This window comes from Prevotella sp. BV3P1 (genome assembly GCF_000479005.1).
Taxonomy (GTDB): domain Bacteria; phylum Bacteroidota; class Bacteroidia; order Bacteroidales; family Bacteroidaceae; genus Prevotella.
Window position 1 is genome coordinate 63,437 of record NZ_AWXC01000043.1, and the last position, 20,682, is coordinate 84,118.

13 protein-coding genes are annotated in these 20,682 nt (G+C 46.8%); 8 read left to right on the forward strand and 5 right to left on the reverse strand.

What is annotated here, in order from left to right; all coding sequences use genetic code 11:
* The first annotated feature begins 1 nt into the window (after position 1).
* Together HMPREF1254_RS08120 and HMPREF1254_RS08125 are read left to right on the forward strand one after the other, a co-directional pair.
* Positions 2-1,006 carry a M48 family metallopeptidase gene (locus tag HMPREF1254_RS08120; protein WP_023058131.1) on the forward strand — a complete coding sequence of 335 codons (1,005 nt, stop codon included), beginning with the start codon at positions 2-4 and terminating at the stop codon, positions 1,004-1,006.
* Between the two features lie 317 nt (positions 1,007-1,323).
* Positions 1,324-4,476, forward strand: coding sequence for a choice-of-anchor J domain-containing protein (locus HMPREF1254_RS08125; protein WP_023058176.1), 3,153 nt, complete (start codon positions 1,324-1,326; stop codon positions 4,474-4,476).
* A 452-nt stretch (positions 4,477-4,928) separates the two neighbouring features.
* Here the strand turns inward: HMPREF1254_RS08125 and HMPREF1254_RS08130 are convergent, their stop codons facing one another.
* Positions 4,929-6,287, reverse strand: a complete 1,359-nt coding sequence (locus HMPREF1254_RS08130) for an IS1380 family transposase (protein ID WP_023058170.1) — start codon at positions 6,285-6,287, stop codon at positions 4,929-4,931.
* Between the two features lie 281 nt (positions 6,288-6,568).
* Between HMPREF1254_RS08130 and HMPREF1254_RS08135 the strand changes: the two genes are divergently transcribed.
* Positions 6,569-8,551, forward strand: a complete 1,983-nt coding sequence (locus HMPREF1254_RS08135) for an LTA synthase family protein (protein ID WP_023058180.1) — start codon at positions 6,569-6,571, stop codon at positions 8,549-8,551.
* A 220-nt stretch (positions 8,552-8,771) separates the two neighbouring features.
* On the opposite strand, the gene HMPREF1254_RS08140 is transcribed toward HMPREF1254_RS08135, so the two are convergent.
* Entirely contained in the window at positions 8,772-10,130 is a 1,359-nt protein-coding gene (locus tag HMPREF1254_RS08140) for an IS1380 family transposase (RefSeq protein ID WP_023058215.1), read from the reverse strand.
* A gap of 475 nt (positions 10,131-10,605) precedes the next feature.
* On the opposite strand from HMPREF1254_RS08140, the gene HMPREF1254_RS08150 reads away from it, so the two are divergent.
* The gene (locus HMPREF1254_RS08150; protein ID WP_023058184.1) at positions 10,606-11,529 is read left to right on the forward strand and encodes a DMT family transporter; all 924 of its coding nucleotides are present in this window, start codon (positions 10,606-10,608) and stop codon (positions 11,527-11,529) included.
* A gap of 254 nt (positions 11,530-11,783) precedes the next feature.
* Here the strand turns inward: HMPREF1254_RS08150 and HMPREF1254_RS08155 are convergent, their stop codons facing one another.
* From HMPREF1254_RS08155 to HMPREF1254_RS08165, 3 genes are read right to left on the reverse strand one after another with little or no spacing between them, the layout of a single operon-like run.
* Positions 11,784-13,103, reverse strand: coding sequence for a DUF1302 family protein (locus HMPREF1254_RS08155; RefSeq protein ID WP_023058134.1), 1,320 nt, complete (start codon positions 13,101-13,103; stop codon positions 11,784-11,786).
* 1 nt (position 13,104) lies between these two features.
* Complete coding sequence (locus tag HMPREF1254_RS08160) at positions 13,105-13,884, reverse strand: outer membrane lipoprotein-sorting protein (protein ID WP_023058192.1); 780 nt, start codon at positions 13,882-13,884, stop codon at positions 13,105-13,107.
* An 11-nt stretch (positions 13,885-13,895) separates the two neighbouring features.
* On the reverse strand, positions 13,896-16,268 hold the full coding sequence (locus tag HMPREF1254_RS08165; RefSeq protein ID WP_036891192.1) for an efflux RND transporter permease subunit: 2,373 nt from the start codon (positions 16,266-16,268) through the stop codon (positions 13,896-13,898).
* 658 nt (positions 16,269-16,926) lie between these two features.
* Between HMPREF1254_RS08165 and HMPREF1254_RS08170 the strand changes: the two genes are divergently transcribed.
* The 4 genes from HMPREF1254_RS08170 (at position 16,927) to HMPREF1254_RS08190 (ending at position 20,662) form a co-directional block, all read left to right on the forward strand.
* Positions 16,927-17,868, forward strand: a complete 942-nt coding sequence (locus HMPREF1254_RS08170; RefSeq protein ID WP_023058121.1) for an IS30 family transposase — start codon at positions 16,927-16,929, stop codon at positions 17,866-17,868.
* A gap of 327 nt (positions 17,869-18,195) precedes the next feature.
* A complete protein-coding gene (locus HMPREF1254_RS08180) occupies positions 18,196-18,405 on the forward strand; it encodes a hypothetical protein (protein ID WP_023058166.1) in 210 nt (69 codons plus the stop codon).
* Between the two features lie 72 nt (positions 18,406-18,477).
* Complete coding sequence (locus tag HMPREF1254_RS08185; RefSeq protein WP_155945449.1) at positions 18,478-20,388, forward strand: hypothetical protein; 1,911 nt, start codon at positions 18,478-18,480, stop codon at positions 20,386-20,388.
* A gap of 82 nt (positions 20,389-20,470) precedes the next feature.
* A complete protein-coding gene (locus HMPREF1254_RS08190) occupies positions 20,471-20,662 on the forward strand; it encodes a hypothetical protein (protein WP_023058165.1) in 192 nt (63 codons plus the stop codon).
* Positions 20,663-20,682 lie beyond the last annotated feature (20 nt).

The window sequence follows — 20,682 nt, forward strand, 5'->3', positions numbered from 1 at the left end:
CATGAAATACGTAGGCATCCAAACGCAGATACGCCGCAACAACCTCATGAGCGGGTTGTTGCTGCTGGCGTTTCCCGTCATCATCCTGGCGATGATTTGGATTTTTCTGGCGCTGCTCAACTACTTAGGCGGAGGCTATTACGACGCGAATGGCGAAATGGTACACACCCTCAACGTAGAGGAGGTGAACGCTTATTTCGTCCAGGCCATTCCCTGGGTCGTCATCGGGGTGGGCGTTTGGTTCGCCATCGCTTATTTCTCCAATGTGTTGATGATTCAGCATGCCACCGGCGCCCGTCCGCTCACGCGGCGCGAAAACCCGCGCATCTACAACATTGTGGAAAACCTTTGTATGACTTGCGGCATGGACATGCCCAAGATTAACGTGGTAGACGACGCGCAGTTGAACGCCTTCGCCAGTGGCATCAACGCCAAAACCTACACTGTGACGCTCACCACGGGCATCATCAACCGTCTCAGCGACGAGGAGCTCTCCGGCGTGGTGGCTCACGAGCTTACCCACATTCGTAACAAGGACACGCGCCTGCTGGTGGTGAGCATTATCTTCGTGGGCATCGTGGCCACGGTGATGTCCATGGTGGTGCGCATGTTGTATCACGCGATGTGGTGGGGTGGCGGCTCGCGCAGAAGCAACGACGAGAAGGGTAACGGACTGTCGTTCCTGGTCATCCTCGTCGTGGGCTTGGTTTGTTGCGCCATCGCCTACTTCTTCACCATCGTCACCCGCTTCGCCATCTCTCGCAAGCGCGAGTACATGGCAGACGCCGGTGGGGCGGAGCTGTGCGGCAATCCTATGGCCTTGGCCAGCGCCTTGCGCAAGTTGTCGCAAGACCCAGGACTGGATAACGTCAAACAACAAGACGTGGCCCAGCTCTTCATCGTGCAGCCGGATGAAATGTCATCGGGCCTGATGGGTTTTATGAACTCGCTCTTCTCCACGCATCCCGACACGAAGAAGCGCATCGCCATCCTCGAACAGTTCTGATAACCTTTGGCGGATGGTTTGTCACTTCCACATGATTTTGTCAGGAGAGAACCATGATTGACACGATATTATACTTTTTTTGAGTGTCGAGTGTCAATTTGTGTCGAATTGTTCACTTCTGACATTAAATTGCTATCGTTCTTGGTGAAAATAAGATAAAATGTTGTAACTTTGGCATCTCAAGTTCTTGACAGCTGAAGTGGAATACGACAGGACTATCTGTTTTTCTCACGTAACACCCCAACTCTTGGGATGTTTCAGGTGCATGAGCTTGAGAATTACCTAAAAAAAAGAATTTACCTAAATACAACAAGCTTATGCGAAAATTATTACTTTTATTCACGTTGTCGTTCTGCATCATAGCATCGGCCGACAACAGACAAAAGTTTGTCAGCAACACACTCAACAGTAGGTTGCAGGCATTATCCTTGCCGCTGTACAAACAGGCTCCAGTTACGAAACCAGTCGACCAAACGTCCATCGTTCCCAATGATGCGCAGCAGGTAACCTCTGTAGTATACAATGAAGACGGTTCGGTGAATGTTCCTTTTGTCTTTGCACCCACGAAGGAGGACTTTGCCAAGTTCAAGGTTGTGAATAACAATCAAGACAAATGTACTTGGAAATTCAATGCTAAGAAAAAGGCGCTGATGTATCGGTATTCCACCAAGGTGAATGCCGATGATTACGTTATCTTGCCGGCCATCAACATCGTAGAAACTAGTAAGGTTTATCAATTCACCATCGATGCGGCTCCCAGTAATTATACGTATGGCGAGTCGTTTGAGATGTGTGTGGGTCGATCGCCAGATCCTAAAGACCTCAAGACAATCTACGCTTCGGGCATGCTTTACGGTGAGAAATATGATCAACACAAGGCTTACTTTCATGCCACAGAGCCAGGGTTGTATTATGTAGCGGTCAAGGCCACGTCGCCCCGTAATGGTTGGTGTCTCTACGTCAAGAACCTGGGTGTTGCGCAAACCGAAATCAGCGTTGCCGCACCAGACTATCCAACCCAAGTCAAGACCAAGGCAGCCGACCTTGGGAAAAATGAGGCTATCGTGACTTTCAAGATGCCCGTACAGACAGCGGGCGCAACGCCTCTGGCCGCAGACGTGTCGTTGACAGCCATGTTGAAGAGTTCGGCAGGCATGGTTATGGTGACTGGCCTTCCCGGTACCGAGCAACAGGCTGTCGTTCGAACTGTGCAAGGTCAGAACGAGCTTTCGCTGGTTGTCACGAATCCTGCCGGGCAAGGATTGCCCGTCAAGATGAAGCTGTACACCGGGAAGGACATCCCCGTCGTACCCGTGGTGTCTACCTCGGTGAGTGACGACAACATGACCATGCACCTGTCATGGGAGAAAAACACGGTTGGCGTGAACGGCGGGTATGTAGATCCCAACAAGGTGTCCTACAAGCTGAAGAAATATAAAGAGGTGGCTGGTATGGGCACCTGGGAAGATACGCTCACGTTGGGCAATGTCACCACTTACGACTATACGCTTCGCGCAGGCGAGAAGATGCAGATGGCCAATTTGGGCATCACGGCATCCAGTAGTATGGGCGAGAATAAAGAAGTAGCGGTGGCCTCCGAGATGATTGGAACACCCTATGCTCTTCCCGTTGTGGAATATCTGAGGAACCGTGAGATCAATAACAAGCCGGTTGCTCCTGAGGAAGTTGATGAGAACTCGAATGCTACTTGGGGATTCATGAATCCTGCCGAAGTGTTAGAAGGTGCAGCTAACGAGAGTGGATCAGCTATGGTTGGGTATATCACCCATACGGGAAAGAGTCTGGCAAAGCTCACATTCCCCAAATTCTCGATGGAAGGACAGTCGAAAGTAAATCTTGAGATGGAAGTGTATTTTCACGACTTGATGCCCCAAACGCAGGTCTATGTTTATATGCTCGGCTCTGAAGACATCCTCGTGGGTACCCTTGATGCCACCATGGGTAAGGGGTGGAAAAAAGTTTCTTTTGCCTTGCCTCCCGCTTGTGCCGGTAAAAAATGGGTAGGATGGTATATCAAAGCCAGTTATCCTGGCGTTGACGAAAATGAATATCTCCTGATAGACAAGTATCTTATACGTCCCGTAATTCCGAACGACCTGGCTGTTACCGTGCTTGATGGCACAGAACGGACAACCGTGGGTAAGCAGATGAAGTACAAGGCCACGGTGGAGAACTTTGGCACGCAGACCACTCAGTTAAAAGAGGCCCGCTTCACGCTCTTGGCAGATGGTGTGCAAATTGCCTCTTCTGATGTTGTGAAATCAGATGCACCCGTCAATTTAGCTCCCAACCAGGCTGTCAGTTTTGAATACGAGTTTGAGGCAACTGCTGATTTGATAGGTAAAATACAAGTTAAGTTCGACATCGTTCACGATGATGCGGTACTCAGAAACAATACCTTGGATACCAAAGCCACCATTCAGAAGGGTGACAACCCCGTAGTGACCGATCTCGCAGGGAAAAACGATGAGGCAGGTGATGGCATGACCTTGACATGGACCAGTGTGGGAAAACTTGTTGGACTGCAGGGATTTGAGAAAACTGTACCATTCTACTACGGTGCCAAGTTGGAAGAATTCAAGAATGTAGACATGGATAAGAAGCACACCTATATATCAACGAGCTTCAAGCTTCCTCACCAAGGATATGCTAAGGCTTTCCAAGTGTTCAACTACGAACAAGCGCACGTCACGATAGAGAGCTACAAACCACATGGTGGAAAACAATGCCTCATTGCTTTCTGTCCCGACGATCAGACAACCAAGGCTGATGACTGGCTCATCTCTCCAGCTGTGAAGGGTGGCTCTACGGTGAAATTCTGGATGAACATCCTCAATGAAAAATACTCGCCCGAAATCGTAGAGTTCTTGGTATCCAACAAGACCGACGATTCCGCAGATTTCACGCTTGTGGAAACGATACAAAAATCCAATGTGGCCTGGCAGGAGTATTCGTTTAAGCTACCCGATGATGCCAAGTATTTTGCCATCCGCTATCACAGCTTCGACCAGATGGGTGTCATGATTGATGACATTGATTACATTCCTGCCAGTGGCGAACCAGTTGTCACCTATCGTGTTTACAAGAACGGTCAGCAGGTTGCTGCCGATTTGAATGGTACGACCTTCCATGTTAACAAGGTGGCTGAAGGGGATTATCTCAACGTCACAGTATGTGTGGATGGGGTAGAATATGCTAAGTCGAATACCGTACATGTGGTGTCAACGGGCATTGATGCTGTGAACGGTGATGAGGAATGTCAGATTGTTGGTCTGCCAGGCGCATTGTCCATCAGCGCACCTGTCGACAAGAAGGTGAACGTGTGGACCATCGATGGAAGACTTGTTGTGTCGCTTCCAACTACGGGTGGAGTGCAGCACATATCCGTTCCAGGCGGAAGCTACATCGTAAGAATTGGTAACTGTGTACGAAAAGTAGTGGTTAGATAACGTTTTCTCTCCAAAGTTTCTTGAGAAACAACAGATGGACACGGATTGTTTTAGACGATACTTGTTTTTGCTTTTTTCGTCTGAATCATCTCCGTGTCCATCTTCATATAGGGGCGTTACCAATCGTTGCTCAGCTCACCTTTTTTTATTTTTGGTTTTGTTCCTGATGAGATATTTGCCGAAGGAGTGTCTTGTTGCAGTCTTACCATTTGTGCAAAATGAGCTATACGCCAAAACTTTACTTTAACTTGCAACCATTTATCAATCGATTTTCAAAGTAAACCTTAATTCCGCAGTATTTTTTCTTGTGAGAAAATTTTATATGTTGAGGTGTCTTTTTGGGACTCTATATGTTGATATGAGGTGCTTTGGTGTTTCTTGGGTCTTTTCTAAGCATAAAATCCCCCACCCAAACCAATGGGGAAGTATGAAAAACCACAAAGAAGTGATGTTTATTCAAGGAAGACCTCAGAGTAGTAGGTTTTATTTGTATACAGGTTCAGAACGTTCTGCCTTCCCGTTCTCACCCATTTTGCTGGCACGCTGACAAAATGGAGGATAAAGGCTTTCAGCCTGCTTGTCTTTTTCAATGGCTTAACCTTTTCGCTGATATTACGGACGAGATAGAGATAGAAGTTCTTCAGCATGGCGGTAACCATCATGAAAACCATGTTCTCAGCCATGAAGGAAAAGGGCAGATGCGACCAGCCAAAGTCATTGTTCTGTATGTCGAAGTTCTTTTCGCTTGCTCCACGCTCATTATAAAATGTAATGATGTCCTTCTCGGCAGACATCCAGTTATTGGTGAGGATACAGCGGTATGTGTATATTACTCCGAAGATATCCGTCTGCTCACTGCCATCCTTGTCTTTCAAAGGATTACGCTGTACGACAAGCCTGTATGACTTTCCTTCTATTAAGTTGTCCATGCTGACGGAGGTGATATCGCATTTCTCATAGCCAACTTCAATGCTCTTCCATTCTTTTAGCTGGCGGAACTCCTCATATCGGCTGCCGCAGTTGGCAGCACGTATATAGAACGTGTTGCAGCGCTGCTCTACGGTTTGGATGATTTCCTTTGAAAACGACCCGCAGTCGGCACGGAAACGCTCTATTACCACACCAAGTTCTGAGGTTACACGGTCCATAATGCGACGGAGCGTGTCCTCCTGATGGAATTTCACATTGGTGTTTCCGTCACGATTCTCACCTCCGACTATGATTCCCCCAATGGAAGCCCAACCAGGGAAATAGCCAAAATCCTGCTTGTAAGAATACTTTGCATCGAACTTGTGGGTTGGAACAAACTGGTGGTCAAAGTCTAAGTCAACATGACTACCCACCTTTATAAGCCCCATCCTCCGTATCATTCGTAAAAGTAAGGTATTCAACTTCTGTGCCGTGTTGAAACTATACGACTTGTCGGAGGTTTCGCTCTTATAGACAATACTTTTCTCGGCAAGCTCCTTTAGTCCGCGCCCCACAGTGTCGGCACCGGGTAATAGCGTATCAGGTCTCTGCTTGAACTGTCCTATAAGCACATTGATGTCCTCAAGGCATTCTCCACCACAAAGGTAACTGAAGAAGAGAGAGCCGAAAATACTTCCATGGCTGAATGCCTTGCCACTACTTCCACGTTTGCCCAATACAGATTCGGTAAGTTTTTCAAAGCCCAACTTTGAGAAAACGTCCATAATGTGATAAATTCCACCGAAAGAAGTGATATTCTCGTTTTTAATTGCTACCTTTGTTACGTTAGATATTTTATTTGTTTTTTTTATAGCAATAAGAATAGGTGAAATTTCTGACATATCCAAGTGTTTTGAGAACTTTGTTTCTCAGACACTTGGAGTTCTTACAAGAATTTATGCTGCGGAATTAGGGGAAAAGAAAGAATTATTTTCATGAAGAAAAAGATTTATTTACATGAAAAAAAATAGTCACAAGTTGTTGAGAAGACTACTTACGATACATAACAGGAGTAGAAATAACGATAAAATCAATGACTCTTGATGCTCTGTTGTTACAAAAAACATTCTATTTTAAAGTCGAAATAAGTAAGAACAAATCCCGAAATAAGTAATAAGAAAAAATGTATAAGAACTTAACATATCTGCTAAAGCACTCTGCTGTCATCCTTGTTATCCTATTTTTCGTTCGCATTTGCTTTGCTATTGCGTTTGTTCCGATGGGTCTTATAGGCAGCAACCTAACTGTTCTTCCACGTTTACTTTTCAATGTCCTGCGTTTTGATATGCAGGTAGTTTGTTACGTGTTGTTGCTTCCAACGGTTCTGACCTTTGTTTTTGCAGCCCTTCGTAAGTCGTGGTCTGATCGTGTATTAAGCCGTTTTCGTAAGGTTTATTATGCTATTGTCGATATTCTTATACTGGTACTCAGCGGTATAGATTTGGGCTTCTTTTCTAATTTCAATAGCCATATTAACCTCACTTTCTTTGATTTCTTCAATGAAGGACCAATGAGTTTGATACAGGCTATATGGGAAGAATACCATTGTGTTTATGAAGGTTTAGCCTTCCTTTTCCTCTCATTATTGATCTTTTATGTTATTCGTAGAATAGAATCAGATAAGGTGTTGGCTCGTCAAACGAACTGTTCTTCAGGCGGTCGGAAGACCTCACGCTGTCAACTTATTAAACTTTCGGTTATCATCTTACTGTATATTGCTTTTGTAGTTATTGGTATGCGTGGCTCGGTATGGCGTTTCCCTTTGCAGATAGAAGACACCTTTGTGTCAAATCAGAAGCTTCTGAACGACCTTGTTCCCAATGCTATCTACATGTTGAAGAAGGCTTGTAAAGAGAAAGCTAAAGCCTTTAAGGTTGAGAGTACAGATGACTTATTAGCACAATATAAGTTTAAGAGTCTGCAAGAAGCATTAGATGTTTATACCGATGGACAGATAAAGATAGCAAAGAACGACACGCTAACAGCCTTGCAGCGTGCATTATTCGCAGAAGTGGGTGACAGTTTAAAGCAACCACAGCCTAATGTTGTAATTATTTATAGCGAAAGTTGGAGTAACTATCTGTTCAATCTCCAACAGAAGGATGCGGAGATGAACTTCGGTTTGGACCGTCATTTCAAAGAAGATTTGCTTTTCCGCAACTTCCAATCGGTTCAGAATGGTACGATAAATTCGCTTGAAAACCTCTTTGTGTCTACTCCTTTTCCACACTTCTTTACTTCATCTTATCGTTTCAATACGCTGCCTACGTCGATTGCCTTACCTTTCAAAGCCAGCAACTATACAACGATGTTCATGTCGGGAATGGATGCTGCGTGGGAGAACTGTGCTGAAGCATTGCCTCACCAGCAGTTTGATGCAGTCTATGATAAGTTCTTTCTCTTGAAAGACTATCCTCATGCGACTTATAATAGTATTGGTGTTTACGACGAATATCTCTTCCAAGCGTTGTTAGATAAGTTAAATAAACCATCAAAGAAACGGCAGATGATAACTGTGATGACGACGACAAATCATCCGCCTTTTGAGTTCCCAAAGGACTTGAAACTTCCTCCTTTGCCCGATTCTTTCTACGGTAAGAAGTGTTTTGCAGAGCATAATCGTAAGGTTTTGGATAAGTATCTCACTGGATTCCGCTATTATAACAAGACACTGACCGACTTCCTCAATCGCTTCAAAGCCTCTGCAGCAGCAAAGAATACGATACTTGTTATCACAGGTGACCATAACGTGCGCGTGATTCTTAATCATGATGTAATCGATAAGCGGTATGAACATTCCGTTCCGCTCTATGTTTATCTCCCACCTTATCTACGTAAGGAGGCTTATAACAAGCTAACTAATCGATGGGGAAGTCATGATGATATCTTAGCGACGCTCGCACCTTTTGCTTTCCGTAATACAAAGTATTTCAAGATGGGTAAGAACCTCTTAGATACGTCCGTTTCGGACAGTACTTATTATAGTGCAAACGTTGACCAGATAGAAGCTATACCAAGCTATCAAAAGAAGGCTGAGCAACTTATGGCAGCCCGCAACCTACTTCGATTGGTGTATTTTGGTTTGTATTGGAGGACACAACAGTAACAAAACGATAGAGGGTGTAAGTTTTGAAGCTTACACCCTCTATTGTTATATTACCTTAATTCCGCAGTATTTTTTCTTGTGAGAAAATTTTATATGTTGAGGTGTCTTTTTGGGCTCTATATGTTGATATGAGGTGCTTCGGTGTTTCTTGGGTCTTTTCTAAGCATAAAATCCACCACCCAAACCAATGGGGAATATTAAAACCACAAAGAAATACTGTTTATTCAAGGAAGACTTCTGAGTAGCAGGTTTTATTTGTATACAGGTTCAGAACGTTCTGCCTTCCCGTTCTCACCCATTTTGCTGGTACACTGACAAAATGCAGGATAAAGGCTTTCAGCCTGCTTGTCTTTTTCAATGGCTTGACCTTCTCACTGATATTACGGATGAGATAGAGATAGAAGTTCTTCAGCATGGCGGTAACCATCATGAAAACCATGTTCTCAGCCATAAAGGAAAAGGGCAGATGCGACCAGCCAAAGTCATTGTTCTGTATGTCGAAGTTCTTTTCGCTTGCTCCACGCTCATTATAAAATGTAATGATGTCTTTCTCGGTAGATGTCCAGTTATTGGTGAGGATACAGCGGTATGTGTATATTACTCCGAACATATCCGTCTGCTCCCTGCCATCCTTGTCTTTCAAAGGACTACGCTGTACGACAAGCCTGTATGACTTTCCTTCTATTAAGTTGTCCATGCTGACGGAGGTGACATCGCATTTCTCATAACCAACTTCAATGCTCTTCCATTCTTTCAGCTGGCGGAAGTCCTCATATCGGCTGCCGCAGTTGGCAGCACGTATATAGAACGTGTTGCAGCGCTGCTCTACGGTTTGGATGATTTCCTTTGAGAACGACCCGCAGTCGGCACGGAAACGCTCTATTACCACACCAAGTTCTGAGGTTACACGGTCCATAATGCGACGGAGCGTGTCTTCTTGATGGAATCTCACATTAGTGTTTCCGTCACGATTCTCACCTCCGACTATGATTCCCCCAATGGAAGCCCAATCAGGGAAATAGCCAAAATCCTGCTTGTAAGAATACTTTGCATCGAACTTGTGGGTTGGAACAAACTGGTGATCAAAGTCTAAGTCAACATGACTACCCACCTTTATAAGCCTCATCCTCCGTATCATTCGTAAAAGTAAGGTATTCAACTTCTGTGCCGTGTTGAAACTATACGACTTGTCGGAGATTCCGCTCTTGTAGATAATGTTCTCTTTGGCAAGCTCCTTTAGTCCGCGCCCCACAGTGTCGGCACCGGGTAATAGCGTATCAGGTTTCTGCTTGAACTGTCCTATAAGCACATTGATGTCCTCAAGGCATTCTCCACTACAAAGGTAACTGAAGAAGAGAGAGCCGAAAATACTTCCATGGCTGAATGCCTTGCCACTACTTCCACGTTTGCCCAATACAGATTCGGTAAGTTTTTCAAAGCCCAACTTTGAGAAAACGTCCATAATGTGATAAATTCCACCGAAAGAAGTGATATTCTCGTTTTTAATTGCTACCTTTGTTACGTTAGATATTTTATTTGTTTTTTTTATAGCAATAAGAATAGGTGAAATTTCTGACATATCCAAGTGTTTTGAGAACTTTGTTTCTCAGACACTTGGAGTTCTTACAAGAATTTATGCTGCGGAATTAAGGAATAACTACTTGAACTAATAAACGCATCCGATTTTCGGAATGAATGAACGCTAACGTTCCGCAAATGAAACAAATTTGACAAAGACGCACAACAGTTGCTGTCGAAAGATTTGTTTCATTCGCAGAGCGTTAGCATTTTTTGTCTTGTTGCCTTGATTCGCTTCATTGTGGCATTCGTGGTCCTACAATATTGCTTTTCAATGAAAGAATCGTGTTCTTTGCCAAAAACTTACGTTGCTTTTGCTCGCTTCAAGAAATAGAGCCGTTGGTGGGGTGTCTGTGTTTAAGAAAAAAATTGTACCTTTACACTCTAATCGTTGATGCGAAACTAAATTCCACCTGTGCAATGCGTGGGTGGAATGGAAATATGAAGCATCAAAAAAAAGAAGGAATGAATAAACAATGAGAGGCAACCCACCAACACAGAGTATTTTTCAACGTCCCATTTGGGTTTCACTATTTGCGCTCACAGCCGCTGTGGCATGGGGCTGGGCATATCCGCTCATCAAATTAGGCTTTGCCGAGTTTGGCATCACGCAAGGAATGACGGGTAGCAAGATGGTGTTTGCTGGCATTCGGTTTAGTTTGTCGGGCGTCATCATCTTGCTTATGGCGCAACTCACAGGGCGCGATTTTCATTTGCGCTCGGCGAGAGATTCGTGGTACATTCTGCTTTTTGCCCTTCTGAACACCACCTTGCATTATGCGTTTTTCTATTTCGGACTGTCGTATAGCGAGGGTTCGCGAGCCGCTATTCTCAATTCGCTCAGTGTCTTCTCGGTGGTTATCTTTGCCTGTCTTTTCTTTAAGAGCGACCGCATGACGCTGCGCAAACTCACGGGTTGTGTGGTGGGCTTTGCTGGTATTCTGTCGCTTAATTTGGGGAGTGCCGAGAGTGGACACTTCACGTGGTTAGGCGACGGCATGATTATCCTGAATGCTCTCTGTGGCGCTGTTACCTCCTTACTTATACGTGGACTGGGCAAGCGCATCGACGTGTTTGTGGGTACAGGAATGGCGTTGGCCATTGGCGGCTTGCTCTTGGTGGTGCCTGGACTGTTGTGGAATGGCACATTGCCACGCATCACGCTATTGGGCTGCGTGTACTTGGTGCTGCTCATTGGCATTAGCACGGTGGGTTTTGGCTTGTACAACAAGTTGCTGACCTGCAATCCTGTGGGAAAGGTGGCTATCTATAACTCGCTTATCCCAGTGGTGGGCGCCGTGACCTCTTGCCTCTGTCTCAACGAGACGTTTCATTTCAAGTATTTGGTAGCTGGCTTATTGGCAGCCGCTGGTATTTATATCATCAATAAGGGAAAATAAAAACTTACAATTGGCTGGTTCTATAAATTACCACCGCACATAGTCATTAAATGTTTATGAAATACGTTTTGTTATCTTTTGGCTTCTTTTTGGTTCAAAATGCAAGTTCGTTCAGTCGTGTAGCTCGCTACACTCCTTCACTCTCTTGCATTTTGACCTCAAAAATAAGCTCAAAATCTAACAAAGCTAATTTATAGAATCAGCCAATTGTCTGAGTTTTGTCCTGTTTGCTACTCTCTGAGTAGTGGTTGTTGTTAGAAGCTGTACTTCAGTTTAACCCACGCCTCGCTGTTTTTGCCATACATCTTGAACATTCCTCTGTCGGCATGAAAATAGTCGTATCCGATAGCGATTGCTGTTTGGTCGTTGAGTGAATAGGTGGTGGATAGGCGATTGAAGATGCCACCGTTTGTTACATCAACGTAGGCAAAGGTAGAAAGTTTTAGCGTGTTTTGCAGTAGTTCTTTGGCGAGCCGTGCCGTGGCTATCCCTGCATGGCGATAGATAGGCAGTCTTTCAAGATTGCCCGATGTGTATTTGTGGCAATATTGCAGGCTTGCATTCCAGTCGTTGCCAGGGTACCAATCAATGCCGATGAGCGCGTTGAGTGCATTGCGGCATTCCACTTCGCATCCCATTGCAGCATTTTGCGCCTCATCGATGTATTTGGCTACCTCTGCTCGAATGACGAATTGCCCGATGGGTAACGAACAGTCGGCTCCTAACATCGTCATGCGGTGATAGCGTCCATCGATGTGTAGTGACTTTCCATCGGTTGTCATTCCCATGCGGAGGGCTGGCAGTTTGTTCCACGTCCGCAAGGCACTCAGGGAGAAATCCACACCGCTGAGGTTGACGGAGATGCGTCCACCATATTCCATGTTCTTCAACCGCTTTTCTGGTTTTCCGCTTTCCAAGTCTATGGAATAGGGGAGGGAGGTGTTCGGCAACCGCATTGCCCACGGATTGCGCAGGTCGGTAGGTATCACAGCGAAGTTAGTCACAGGGTTGCACACCGCTTCTGCTGTAATGGCTCCCAAGGTGTATTTGACACGTAAGCCATTCACAGGCATACGTATGTCGTCATAGTCTTGGGCGAGAAATTCGGTGTAGTCGATGGGCGACACACAGTCGGTAAGTCGCAGTGCGTCTGCCACTCCCCATATAACGATTTGCCGTCCCACACGCAGGTCAAGGTTGCCTTTGGTATATGACAGATACGCCTCACGCAACTCAATGCCTGTGCGTTCTTTCAGTATTCCGTTGTAAATAGCGTTCAGCGAGACAAAGAGTGCTGTCGCTCCTTTTTCGAGTCTCACTTCGCCCCTTGCCCGAGTTCTCGACGCCATCCAGTCTGCATTCCCCGTTGTTCGGAGTGCGTGATAGGTGTCAAGAAATCCCTTCACCCGAATTTGTAATACGTCATCGCTGTCTTTGTCATACGTCTCCTGAAGAGTCTCTTCGGGTACTGTTTCAAGACTATCAATAGCTGCTGTTGGCGTTTCTATTTGGGCTGATGCCTGTGCCGAGAACATCGGCACAAGCAAGAGAGAGGATAGTTGTATCAGGTTCATATTAGAGTCCTTTCTCCAATTTGGAAACGGTGAAGAGGTTGGGCGCCACCTTGATGTTGAATCGCTGGTTGTCCATGCGAATGATGGTCTTGTGACCCGTCTGCACATTTTCCATTTGCATGAGGTGCATCGTCCAGAATCCCTGTACTTTATCGATGTTGGAGATAGAGAGTCGGCGGTGTAGCTTGTTCAGTTTGTCGTAGTACTCTGCCTTGACAGCCATCAAACAGTCTTGTCTTATCCATGTTACTCGACGTGTATAGATTTCGTCCTTGTCATTGGGAATCGATTGCACCACCCAGCATCTATGTCCCCCTAAGTTTTCTTCTCGCAGGAGCTGGTGTTTTTCCTCGTCCACATTGCGCATACTCATGTCGTTGTAGGTAAAGTCGCTGCCCATGAAGTAGTCGGTCTTCGACGACTTACCGCTAATGCGTCTTGTCTTTTTCATGGCAGGCAGATAGAGCCACTTGTCGTCCACCTTGCGTGGATTGTCGTAGTCCCAAGTGAGGAATCCTGTTCCCTTCACATCTCCGGGATAAGTGAAGAACATAATTTTCTTTGTGTCCTTGCCCACGTCCATTGCCCATGACTCGAGTTTTCTGATGCGTTTGTGTCCACTTCGCTGAATGAGTGTCATCTCTACGGTAGCGTAGCGTGTGTCGCCATCAGGTCGGTTCTTTACTTTCTGCATAATATCTCTACCAGACAGTCCTGCTGCCTGTGCGCTGCCAATTGCCAACAGAGCGATGAGCAGCAATGTAAAATTTCTTGTTTTCATATTTTTTTGATTTAATTGTTATTTTGAGTGTTGTTGATGTTTACTTTTTCTTGCTTGAAGATGTGGAGATAGTCTATGAGGATAGGGGTGAGGAAGAGGTCAGCCAACAAAGCCGACACCATGCCAGCTACTGCCAGTATGCCCCAGTTGCTCATCTGTGTGGCATCGGAGAAGACGAAGCCCATGAATGTTGCCGAGATAACGACCGTGGACATCACAATGGCAAGTCCTTCGGTGCGGAAGGTGCGGTTGATGGCTTCTGCATAATTGCCGCATCTGTCGTATGCCACATGACTGTGGTTGATGAAATGAATGGTGTCATCGACTGCAATACCCAAGACCATCGGAATGAGCGAGGCGGTCATCATGTCGAGTGGGTAGCCAAGCCAGCCCATCATTCCACCTACGATAATGGCAGGGGCAATGTTGGGTATCATCCCTACGAGTCCCACTTTCCAGTTTCCAAAAATCAGAACGAGGATGATGCCGATTACCAATACCGATAGCATCATCGACCACATCTGTCCTCGCTCCACATACTGCTGCATGACGGTGAATTGCGGAATATTTCCTACCACCGAAACGTGTGCATCGGGGAAGAGACGGCGTGCCTCCGCCTGAAGGTCGTTCATTTCCTTTTCGGCTTCGTTGGAGTTGTAGTCTTTCAGTTCTATTTGTAGCCTTAGCCGTTTATAGTTGTAGTCCATCCAGTATTCCGATTCCGTTCCTCCGGCGTTTTCGTACAGCAATAGCAACTGTGCCACCATATCGGCATTGTCGGGAATGGTGTAAAATTGCTGCTTGTTCCCATTGAGCGTGCAATTCATGTCTTTCACGATGTCAGTAATGGAGTTATGGCGTTTCGTTAGCTTGTAGCCGTCAGCAATTTTTGACAATTGGTCGAGCTTCTGTAGATTTCCTGGTTTCTTGGCATCGTTGTCGTGTGGCAGCGTAATCATCAAATCGTAGGCATACATGGAGCCGAGTTCCGTTTCACAAAGGTTGAGGAATTTGTTGACGTAAGGCACTTTTCTCCCCATCGTCTTCTCAATGTCGAATGCTGGCTCGATGAAGAAGAGTCCGATGCCACAGAAAATCGTCAGCACCACCGACAATGCGACAATGCCCCGATGATGACGTATTACAAAACTTCCGAATTGCTCAAACCGATTGCCAATATAGCCCTCAAAGCTCTTCGACATGTTGACGGCTGGTTTTCTATCTTTGCCAAACGACAACAGAAGGGGAGTGATGAAAAGGCAGGTAATCAATACGGCGAGCAGACTGATTGATGTATTGACACCAATTGCCTGCATGGGTACGATGTTCATGGAAAGGAAAGTCATCATGGCTGCCACGGTGGTGAGTGCCGAGAGCGATACGCCCCAACCAGTCTCGCCCATCGCATCGATGATGGATTGCCTGCGCCTACCTGTCTCTACGAAGCGCGTCTTGAAGAAGTTGTACAGGTGGATGTTGTAGGCAATGGAGCAGGCAAAGGTGAGAATGACGGCTATCATCATGGTTGTCATGTCGATGTAGATGCCTGTCCAGCCGATGATGCCAAAGCTGATGAGCAGTCCTAAGACAGAGGTGAGCAATGGCGCTATTACTCCGCGTAGCGAACGAGTTACAATGAGCATTACTACAATAGAGATGATGAATGCGAAGAAGAATAATCGTCCCATTTCGCCCTTGAGATAGACCACCTTCTCATAGCTCAGATAAGGCATTCCCGCAGCAGCGGGCGACAGTTCTGCATATTTCTCCTTGCCTATGATATGTCCTGCTTCCCTCCCAGTAATCATGTCGGGAGCCATGTCGCTCGTTTTCTTCCACACACTATCGGCAGGGAAGGGACGCAGCTTTACCATGATCCATGTCATTGTTCCATCGGTCGATACCATTTTCTTTGCCAGATAGGGCTTACTGTAAGCCTTGCGCTTGATTTCTTTCAGTCCAGCGGCATCCGATGGAATTTGCTCGGGTACAATCTGCTCTATGGTCATACCTTCTTCCGTACCAGAGGCAAATTCAAGATCGGTGAGCGATGTTACCTTGTCGGCGTACGACAAACTATCTTTCAGTTCGTTGCTCAGCTCACGAATGAGTGTGAGACTGCGGTTGGAGAAGATGTCCTTGTTCTTTACCAGCACTGCCACATAGTAGTCGTTGCCAAAGATAGACTTGAACTCGTTGGTCTTGAGCAGTATAGGGTCGTCGCTTAGGAAATAGTCATCGAACGAAGTTCTTATCACGATGCGCTTGGCTCCAACGAGCGAAAAGGCGATGACCACCGCAAACAGCGCACCCACAATAAGCCGATGGCGCAAAATCCAGTTCGCCAGCTGCCTGAAAAGGTTGTTGATTTTTTCGATTTTCATTGTTGTTTTTATTTTGATGATTGATGATATGATATTCCGGTCTTGGCGAAGCCGCAATAATGAACAATGTTCCGATTTGTTCAAAAAAAAAGCGCACCGCTCATTGCCTGAACGGTGCGCCTTGCATGGGCTGGCAGCTTCCTGCTGCCTGATATGTCGTTTTCTCCTTGTCATGTCATGATGGTTGTTGATGGCGACAAAGGTAAGGATAAAGACCGGGACGGACAATACCCAATAATGGGTATTTGTGCCGCCCCGTGCAGGCAGCTGACAAAAAAACACACGCTCTTTCATTTAAGGATATTGTTGTTGATACTGAAGGACATGATAGTTTTTGACAACAAACGACCCTTTTAAATGAAAGAGCCGTGCAAAAAACAGGCTGAACGCTTGGAACTATTGGATAATTTTCGTATCTTTACCCACGATATGTCAACTCCGTGGCTCGCACCACGTTATAAGCAATGTGCAGCGTGTGTAAAATGTGCAGATTAAAAATCGAAGTGCAATAAAAGAGTAGCCCTCGCCGAGAGATGCAGACAACCTCTCGCTACGCTTCGAGAACGTCTGCATCTCTCGGCGAGGTAAAGAAACAACCAGCAATACAAATAAAAAAAAGGGAGACCGCAGTCTCCCAAAGATTAATTAACTTTGTATTGTGAAATATCATCAATTAACCTCGGAGCAAAGGTCGCAAATTTTCGCCTTACTCCAAAAGAAAACAGCGAGAAAAGAAATTGCCCGCATTGTGGGCACGAGTGAGGCTACGCTCAGTCGTGAGCTAAAGAGAAACAGCACGCCATCGGGAAAGTATATCTGGACAAAGGCGCACGACATGGCTATGCAGCGCAGAGAGAGAACGGTAAAGAACTCCAAACTCTCCGACGAATTGGTCTGGAGAATCAAGGAATATATCACCAATGACCAGTGGTCTCCACGACAAATATCAGGTTATCTGCGCAAGAATGAGGGGATAAAGGTATCCCACCAATCCATTTATAATATCATCCATAATGATACAACAGGGGAACTTGCCAAACACACAAGGCATAAGATGAAATACAGGCATCGTCCCAAGAGCAGACATCTTCCAATTAAAGACAGGTTGAGTATCCATGAAAGAAGTAAGGAAGTTGACGGGAAGAGATTCGGAGATTTTGAGATGGACTTGATCGTAGACCCTGATCAGCATGCCATACTCACACTGGTGGAGAAATCCACCAATATGCTGCTTATGCAGAAACTGCCATTTGGAAAGCAGTCAAAGCCTCTGGCAAAGGTAGTTAGGAAACTGCTGCTACCATACAAGGAAAGTTTGAAGACCATTACAACAGACAACGGACCTGAATTTGCGGCACATAAGGATATTACCAAGTACTTAGGCGTGCCCGTGTACTTCGCCGATCCATATTGCTCATGGCAAAAGGGAGCTATTGAAAATACAAATAAACTTATCAGACAATATATACCGAAAAAGGATTCGTTTGAACATTATACAGAAAAGAGAATTATGTCGATACAAAAGAAACTGAACGAAAGACCGAGAGAAAAATTAAACTTTTCTACACCAAAACGAGAATTCTTCAAACACGTTTTGTAATTTTGCACTTGCTGGTTGACTCTACAATGCAAAACTTTTTTGATGACAGCGTGATTTTTCCGACAGATTATTTGGTAGTTCCAAATAATTTGCTAACACACGCACACACACAGGCTAACCGCCAGTCAACTCTCTTATTTAGATACGCGCATACGCGCGAGGCGCACGCATGGAAACATAGGCAGGACGGGGATTTCACGAGAATTTCTCTCCTGCTTTCTTAGTATCCGCTCGCCAAGCGAACAAAGCTCGCATAAGCAAGCGTCAGCAATAGACATTTCTCAAATATAATTATTATTTAAAGAACAATATCAAAGAACGATCAAAATGAAAAAGAAAAAGTACATTACACCCAATGTTGAAATCGTTTCCACGGAAATGCAACAGAACCTGCTCGCTGGCAGCGGAATAAAGAGTTCGATGGACAGTGATGACAGCGACTGGGAGGTTGTAGACAACAGCGACCCATCAGTTTCAGCACGAAACGCGACTGGGTTGAGCAAGTCCTTCAACAGCGACTGGGAAATCGAGTGGTAGGCGGAAGCAGCTTACAGGAAAGCGACTACGAAACAAAAGTATCAAACGACAAAAATGATTAAGAAAAACAGTATGAAAGCAATCAAAGCAATCAAAGCAATGAGACAGGCAGCGGTGACCGTAACGGCAGCCGTGGCGCTTGCACTGACCGGGTGCACCGGACAGGAAGACTTCATCGACGGCGGCGATACACCAGCACAGGGCGTAACGCTCACCGTGACCGCCTCGACTGGCGTGGCGAACCCCGACGGCACGCGTGCCAACCTCACCGAGGGCGACAGCAAGAATCCGTGGCTATGGGAAAAAGACGACAACCTGCTCGTGGTGAACGCTGACGGCAAAGCCCTCGGCATCATCACGCTCAAGGAAGGAATAGACAAGGAGAAGGGCGTGTTCGAAGGCACCGTAAACGGGTTGACAGCTGGACAAAAGGTCCGCATATTCTACCTCGGTCCCAACACGAATACATCTCGCATCGTGAACGGCAAGATTATGTTCGACTTCTCTAAGCTCGACGGCAAGCGCGAATCGCTGAAAAGCCTCTGCGCCCTTAACGCAGAAGGAACGGTGAAGATGGACGGCAACAAGGCGGGCATACTGGGCGACGTGACACTCAAGAACGCCTTCGCCGCAGCCCACTTCAGCGTCAAGGGCAACGCCGACTCGCGCCTGGGCAACACATACAAAGACCTCGTGGTACACGGCGATGTACCCCTGCAGGCCACCGTCGACGCGACAAGCGGACGCATTGAGAGCACCGTCATGGCGGGAAGGGAGAGTAACGTGCGTGAGGGGCTTGTGTTCACGACGGCGGCGAGCCCTGATGCACCCTATGACATCTACCTCCCTCTGGTGCCCAACGAGAAAGAGACCGACAAGACCACGCTCTCCTTCGACATCTACACCGACAAGCAAACCTCCAAAAAAATCGTCTCCGCCGGAGCCGAACCGGCGACCGTAGGCAACAACGCCGACGCCTTCGTGCGCAACGCCGCTGGCACCCCATCCGTGTTCACTGTGAGCAAGGATGGCAAGAAGGTCAACTTCACCGACGGCAACCTGCAGTACATGATGCCTAAGATGGTATATTCACTCACCGTGCGCAAGCACATCAAGCCCAACACCCTCTACCGCAAGGGCAAGGACCAACCACTAGCGCTGACTGCCAAGTACAACGTGCTGAAGGGATACTACCGACTCGCCCCCGAGCAGTGGATCATGGTGCCCCCCACCAGCTACGCTAACAACTACTACTTCGGCATCTACACCTGTACGCAGGACAACAACGGCGCATGGAACGTGAGCTGCACCACCAACCCCGTGTTCGACATGTTCTTCTTCGGAAAACCAGGACAACCCACCCTCGTCGACAAGAGTACGGGCAAATACTTCCTGCCCACGGCAAGCACCGAGTACCAGGGCACGGAAAATGACTGGACCAACTACGCGAAGCTGGGCGACAGCAACGACCCATTAGTAACCCCCAGCCTGAGCGATTGGCAGTACCTGTTCGACTATCGCAAATTTCCTGACGACGACACGCCTGCCTTCGCCCTCGCGTTCCTCGACCTCAACAGCAATGGTACCGTGGAGAGAAATGTGGACCAGGCTGGAATCGTGATATTCCCCGATGGAATGACCAAGTCGACTGCAATGTCGCTCTTCACCGCACCGAATGGCTCGACTTTCGGCAAAAGAACCCTCGAAACCGACGTGGAGAGCGGCAATCTGGGCAAGATTCTCAGGATGAAAGCCGTCACCGAGAAGGGCTGCCTCTTCTTGCCCTTCCCTGGATGGAACAATGGCTATAATGGTAGCGAGTGCAAGATAGAACAGATAGGCCGCCACTTCAACTACTGGACCTCCACGTCCCTGCCTATTCTGAGACAAATGTACCACTACAACATCACGATCGACGCGACATTCGGATCGAAAGGCGGAGTCAGCGGCAACGCCGTGCGCTTGATGCGCGTCGTAAAATAACACCAACCCCCGAGGGGAACAGCACTTCCGCGAGAAAAGAAGTACTGAACCCCGAGGGGACAACGCTGGCACCGCCCAAGAGGTGTACCAGCTGTTCAGAAAGTACGGCGACCTTGCCGACCCGCACGCCGAGGAGCTGGCGAGGCTCAAGACATTGATCGCCGAGTACGAGCAGAGTTCGCACTTCACCGTTGGGGCGGTTAAATTCACCGTACTGGCGGCAGGTACAGACACGGAGTGCGCCTACCAAGTATATCTCGCCGACGAGCCGTAGGACCTCTACTGGCTCACGGT

Excerpts from the sequence above, each read along its gene's own strand:
- HMPREF1254_RS08120 (WP_023058131.1), top strand. The coding sequence starts at position 2 with ATGAAATACGTAGGCATCCAAACGCAGATACGCCGCAACAACCTCATG.
- HMPREF1254_RS08125 (WP_023058176.1), top strand. The coding sequence starts at position 1,324 with ATGCGAAAATTATTACTTTTATTCACGTTGTCGTTCTGCATCATAGCA.
- HMPREF1254_RS08130 (WP_023058170.1), bottom strand. The coding sequence starts at position 6,287 with ATGTCAGAAATTTCACCTATTCTTATTGCTATAAAAAAAACAAATAAA.
- HMPREF1254_RS08135 (WP_023058180.1), top strand. The coding sequence starts at position 6,569 with ATGTATAAGAACTTAACATATCTGCTAAAGCACTCTGCTGTCATCCTT.
- HMPREF1254_RS08140 (WP_023058215.1), bottom strand. The coding sequence starts at position 10,130 with ATGTCAGAAATTTCACCTATTCTTATTGCTATAAAAAAAACAAATAAA.
- HMPREF1254_RS08150 (WP_023058184.1), top strand. The coding sequence starts at position 10,606 with ATGAGAGGCAACCCACCAACACAGAGTATTTTTCAACGTCCCATTTGG.
- HMPREF1254_RS08155 (WP_023058134.1), bottom strand. The coding sequence starts at position 13,103 with ATGAACCTGATACAACTATCCTCTCTCTTGCTTGTGCCGATGTTCTCG.
- HMPREF1254_RS08160 (WP_023058192.1), bottom strand. The coding sequence starts at position 13,884 with ATGAAAACAAGAAATTTTACATTGCTGCTCATCGCTCTGTTGGCAATT.
- HMPREF1254_RS08165 (WP_036891192.1), bottom strand. The coding sequence starts at position 16,268 with ATGAAAATCGAAAAAATCAACAACCTTTTCAGGCAGCTGGCGAACTGG.
- HMPREF1254_RS08180 (WP_023058166.1), top strand. The coding sequence starts at position 18,196 with ATGAAAAAGAAAAAGTACATTACACCCAATGTTGAAATCGTTTCCACG.
- HMPREF1254_RS08185 (WP_155945449.1), top strand. The coding sequence starts at position 18,478 with ATGAAAGCAATCAAAGCAATCAAAGCAATGAGACAGGCAGCGGTGACC.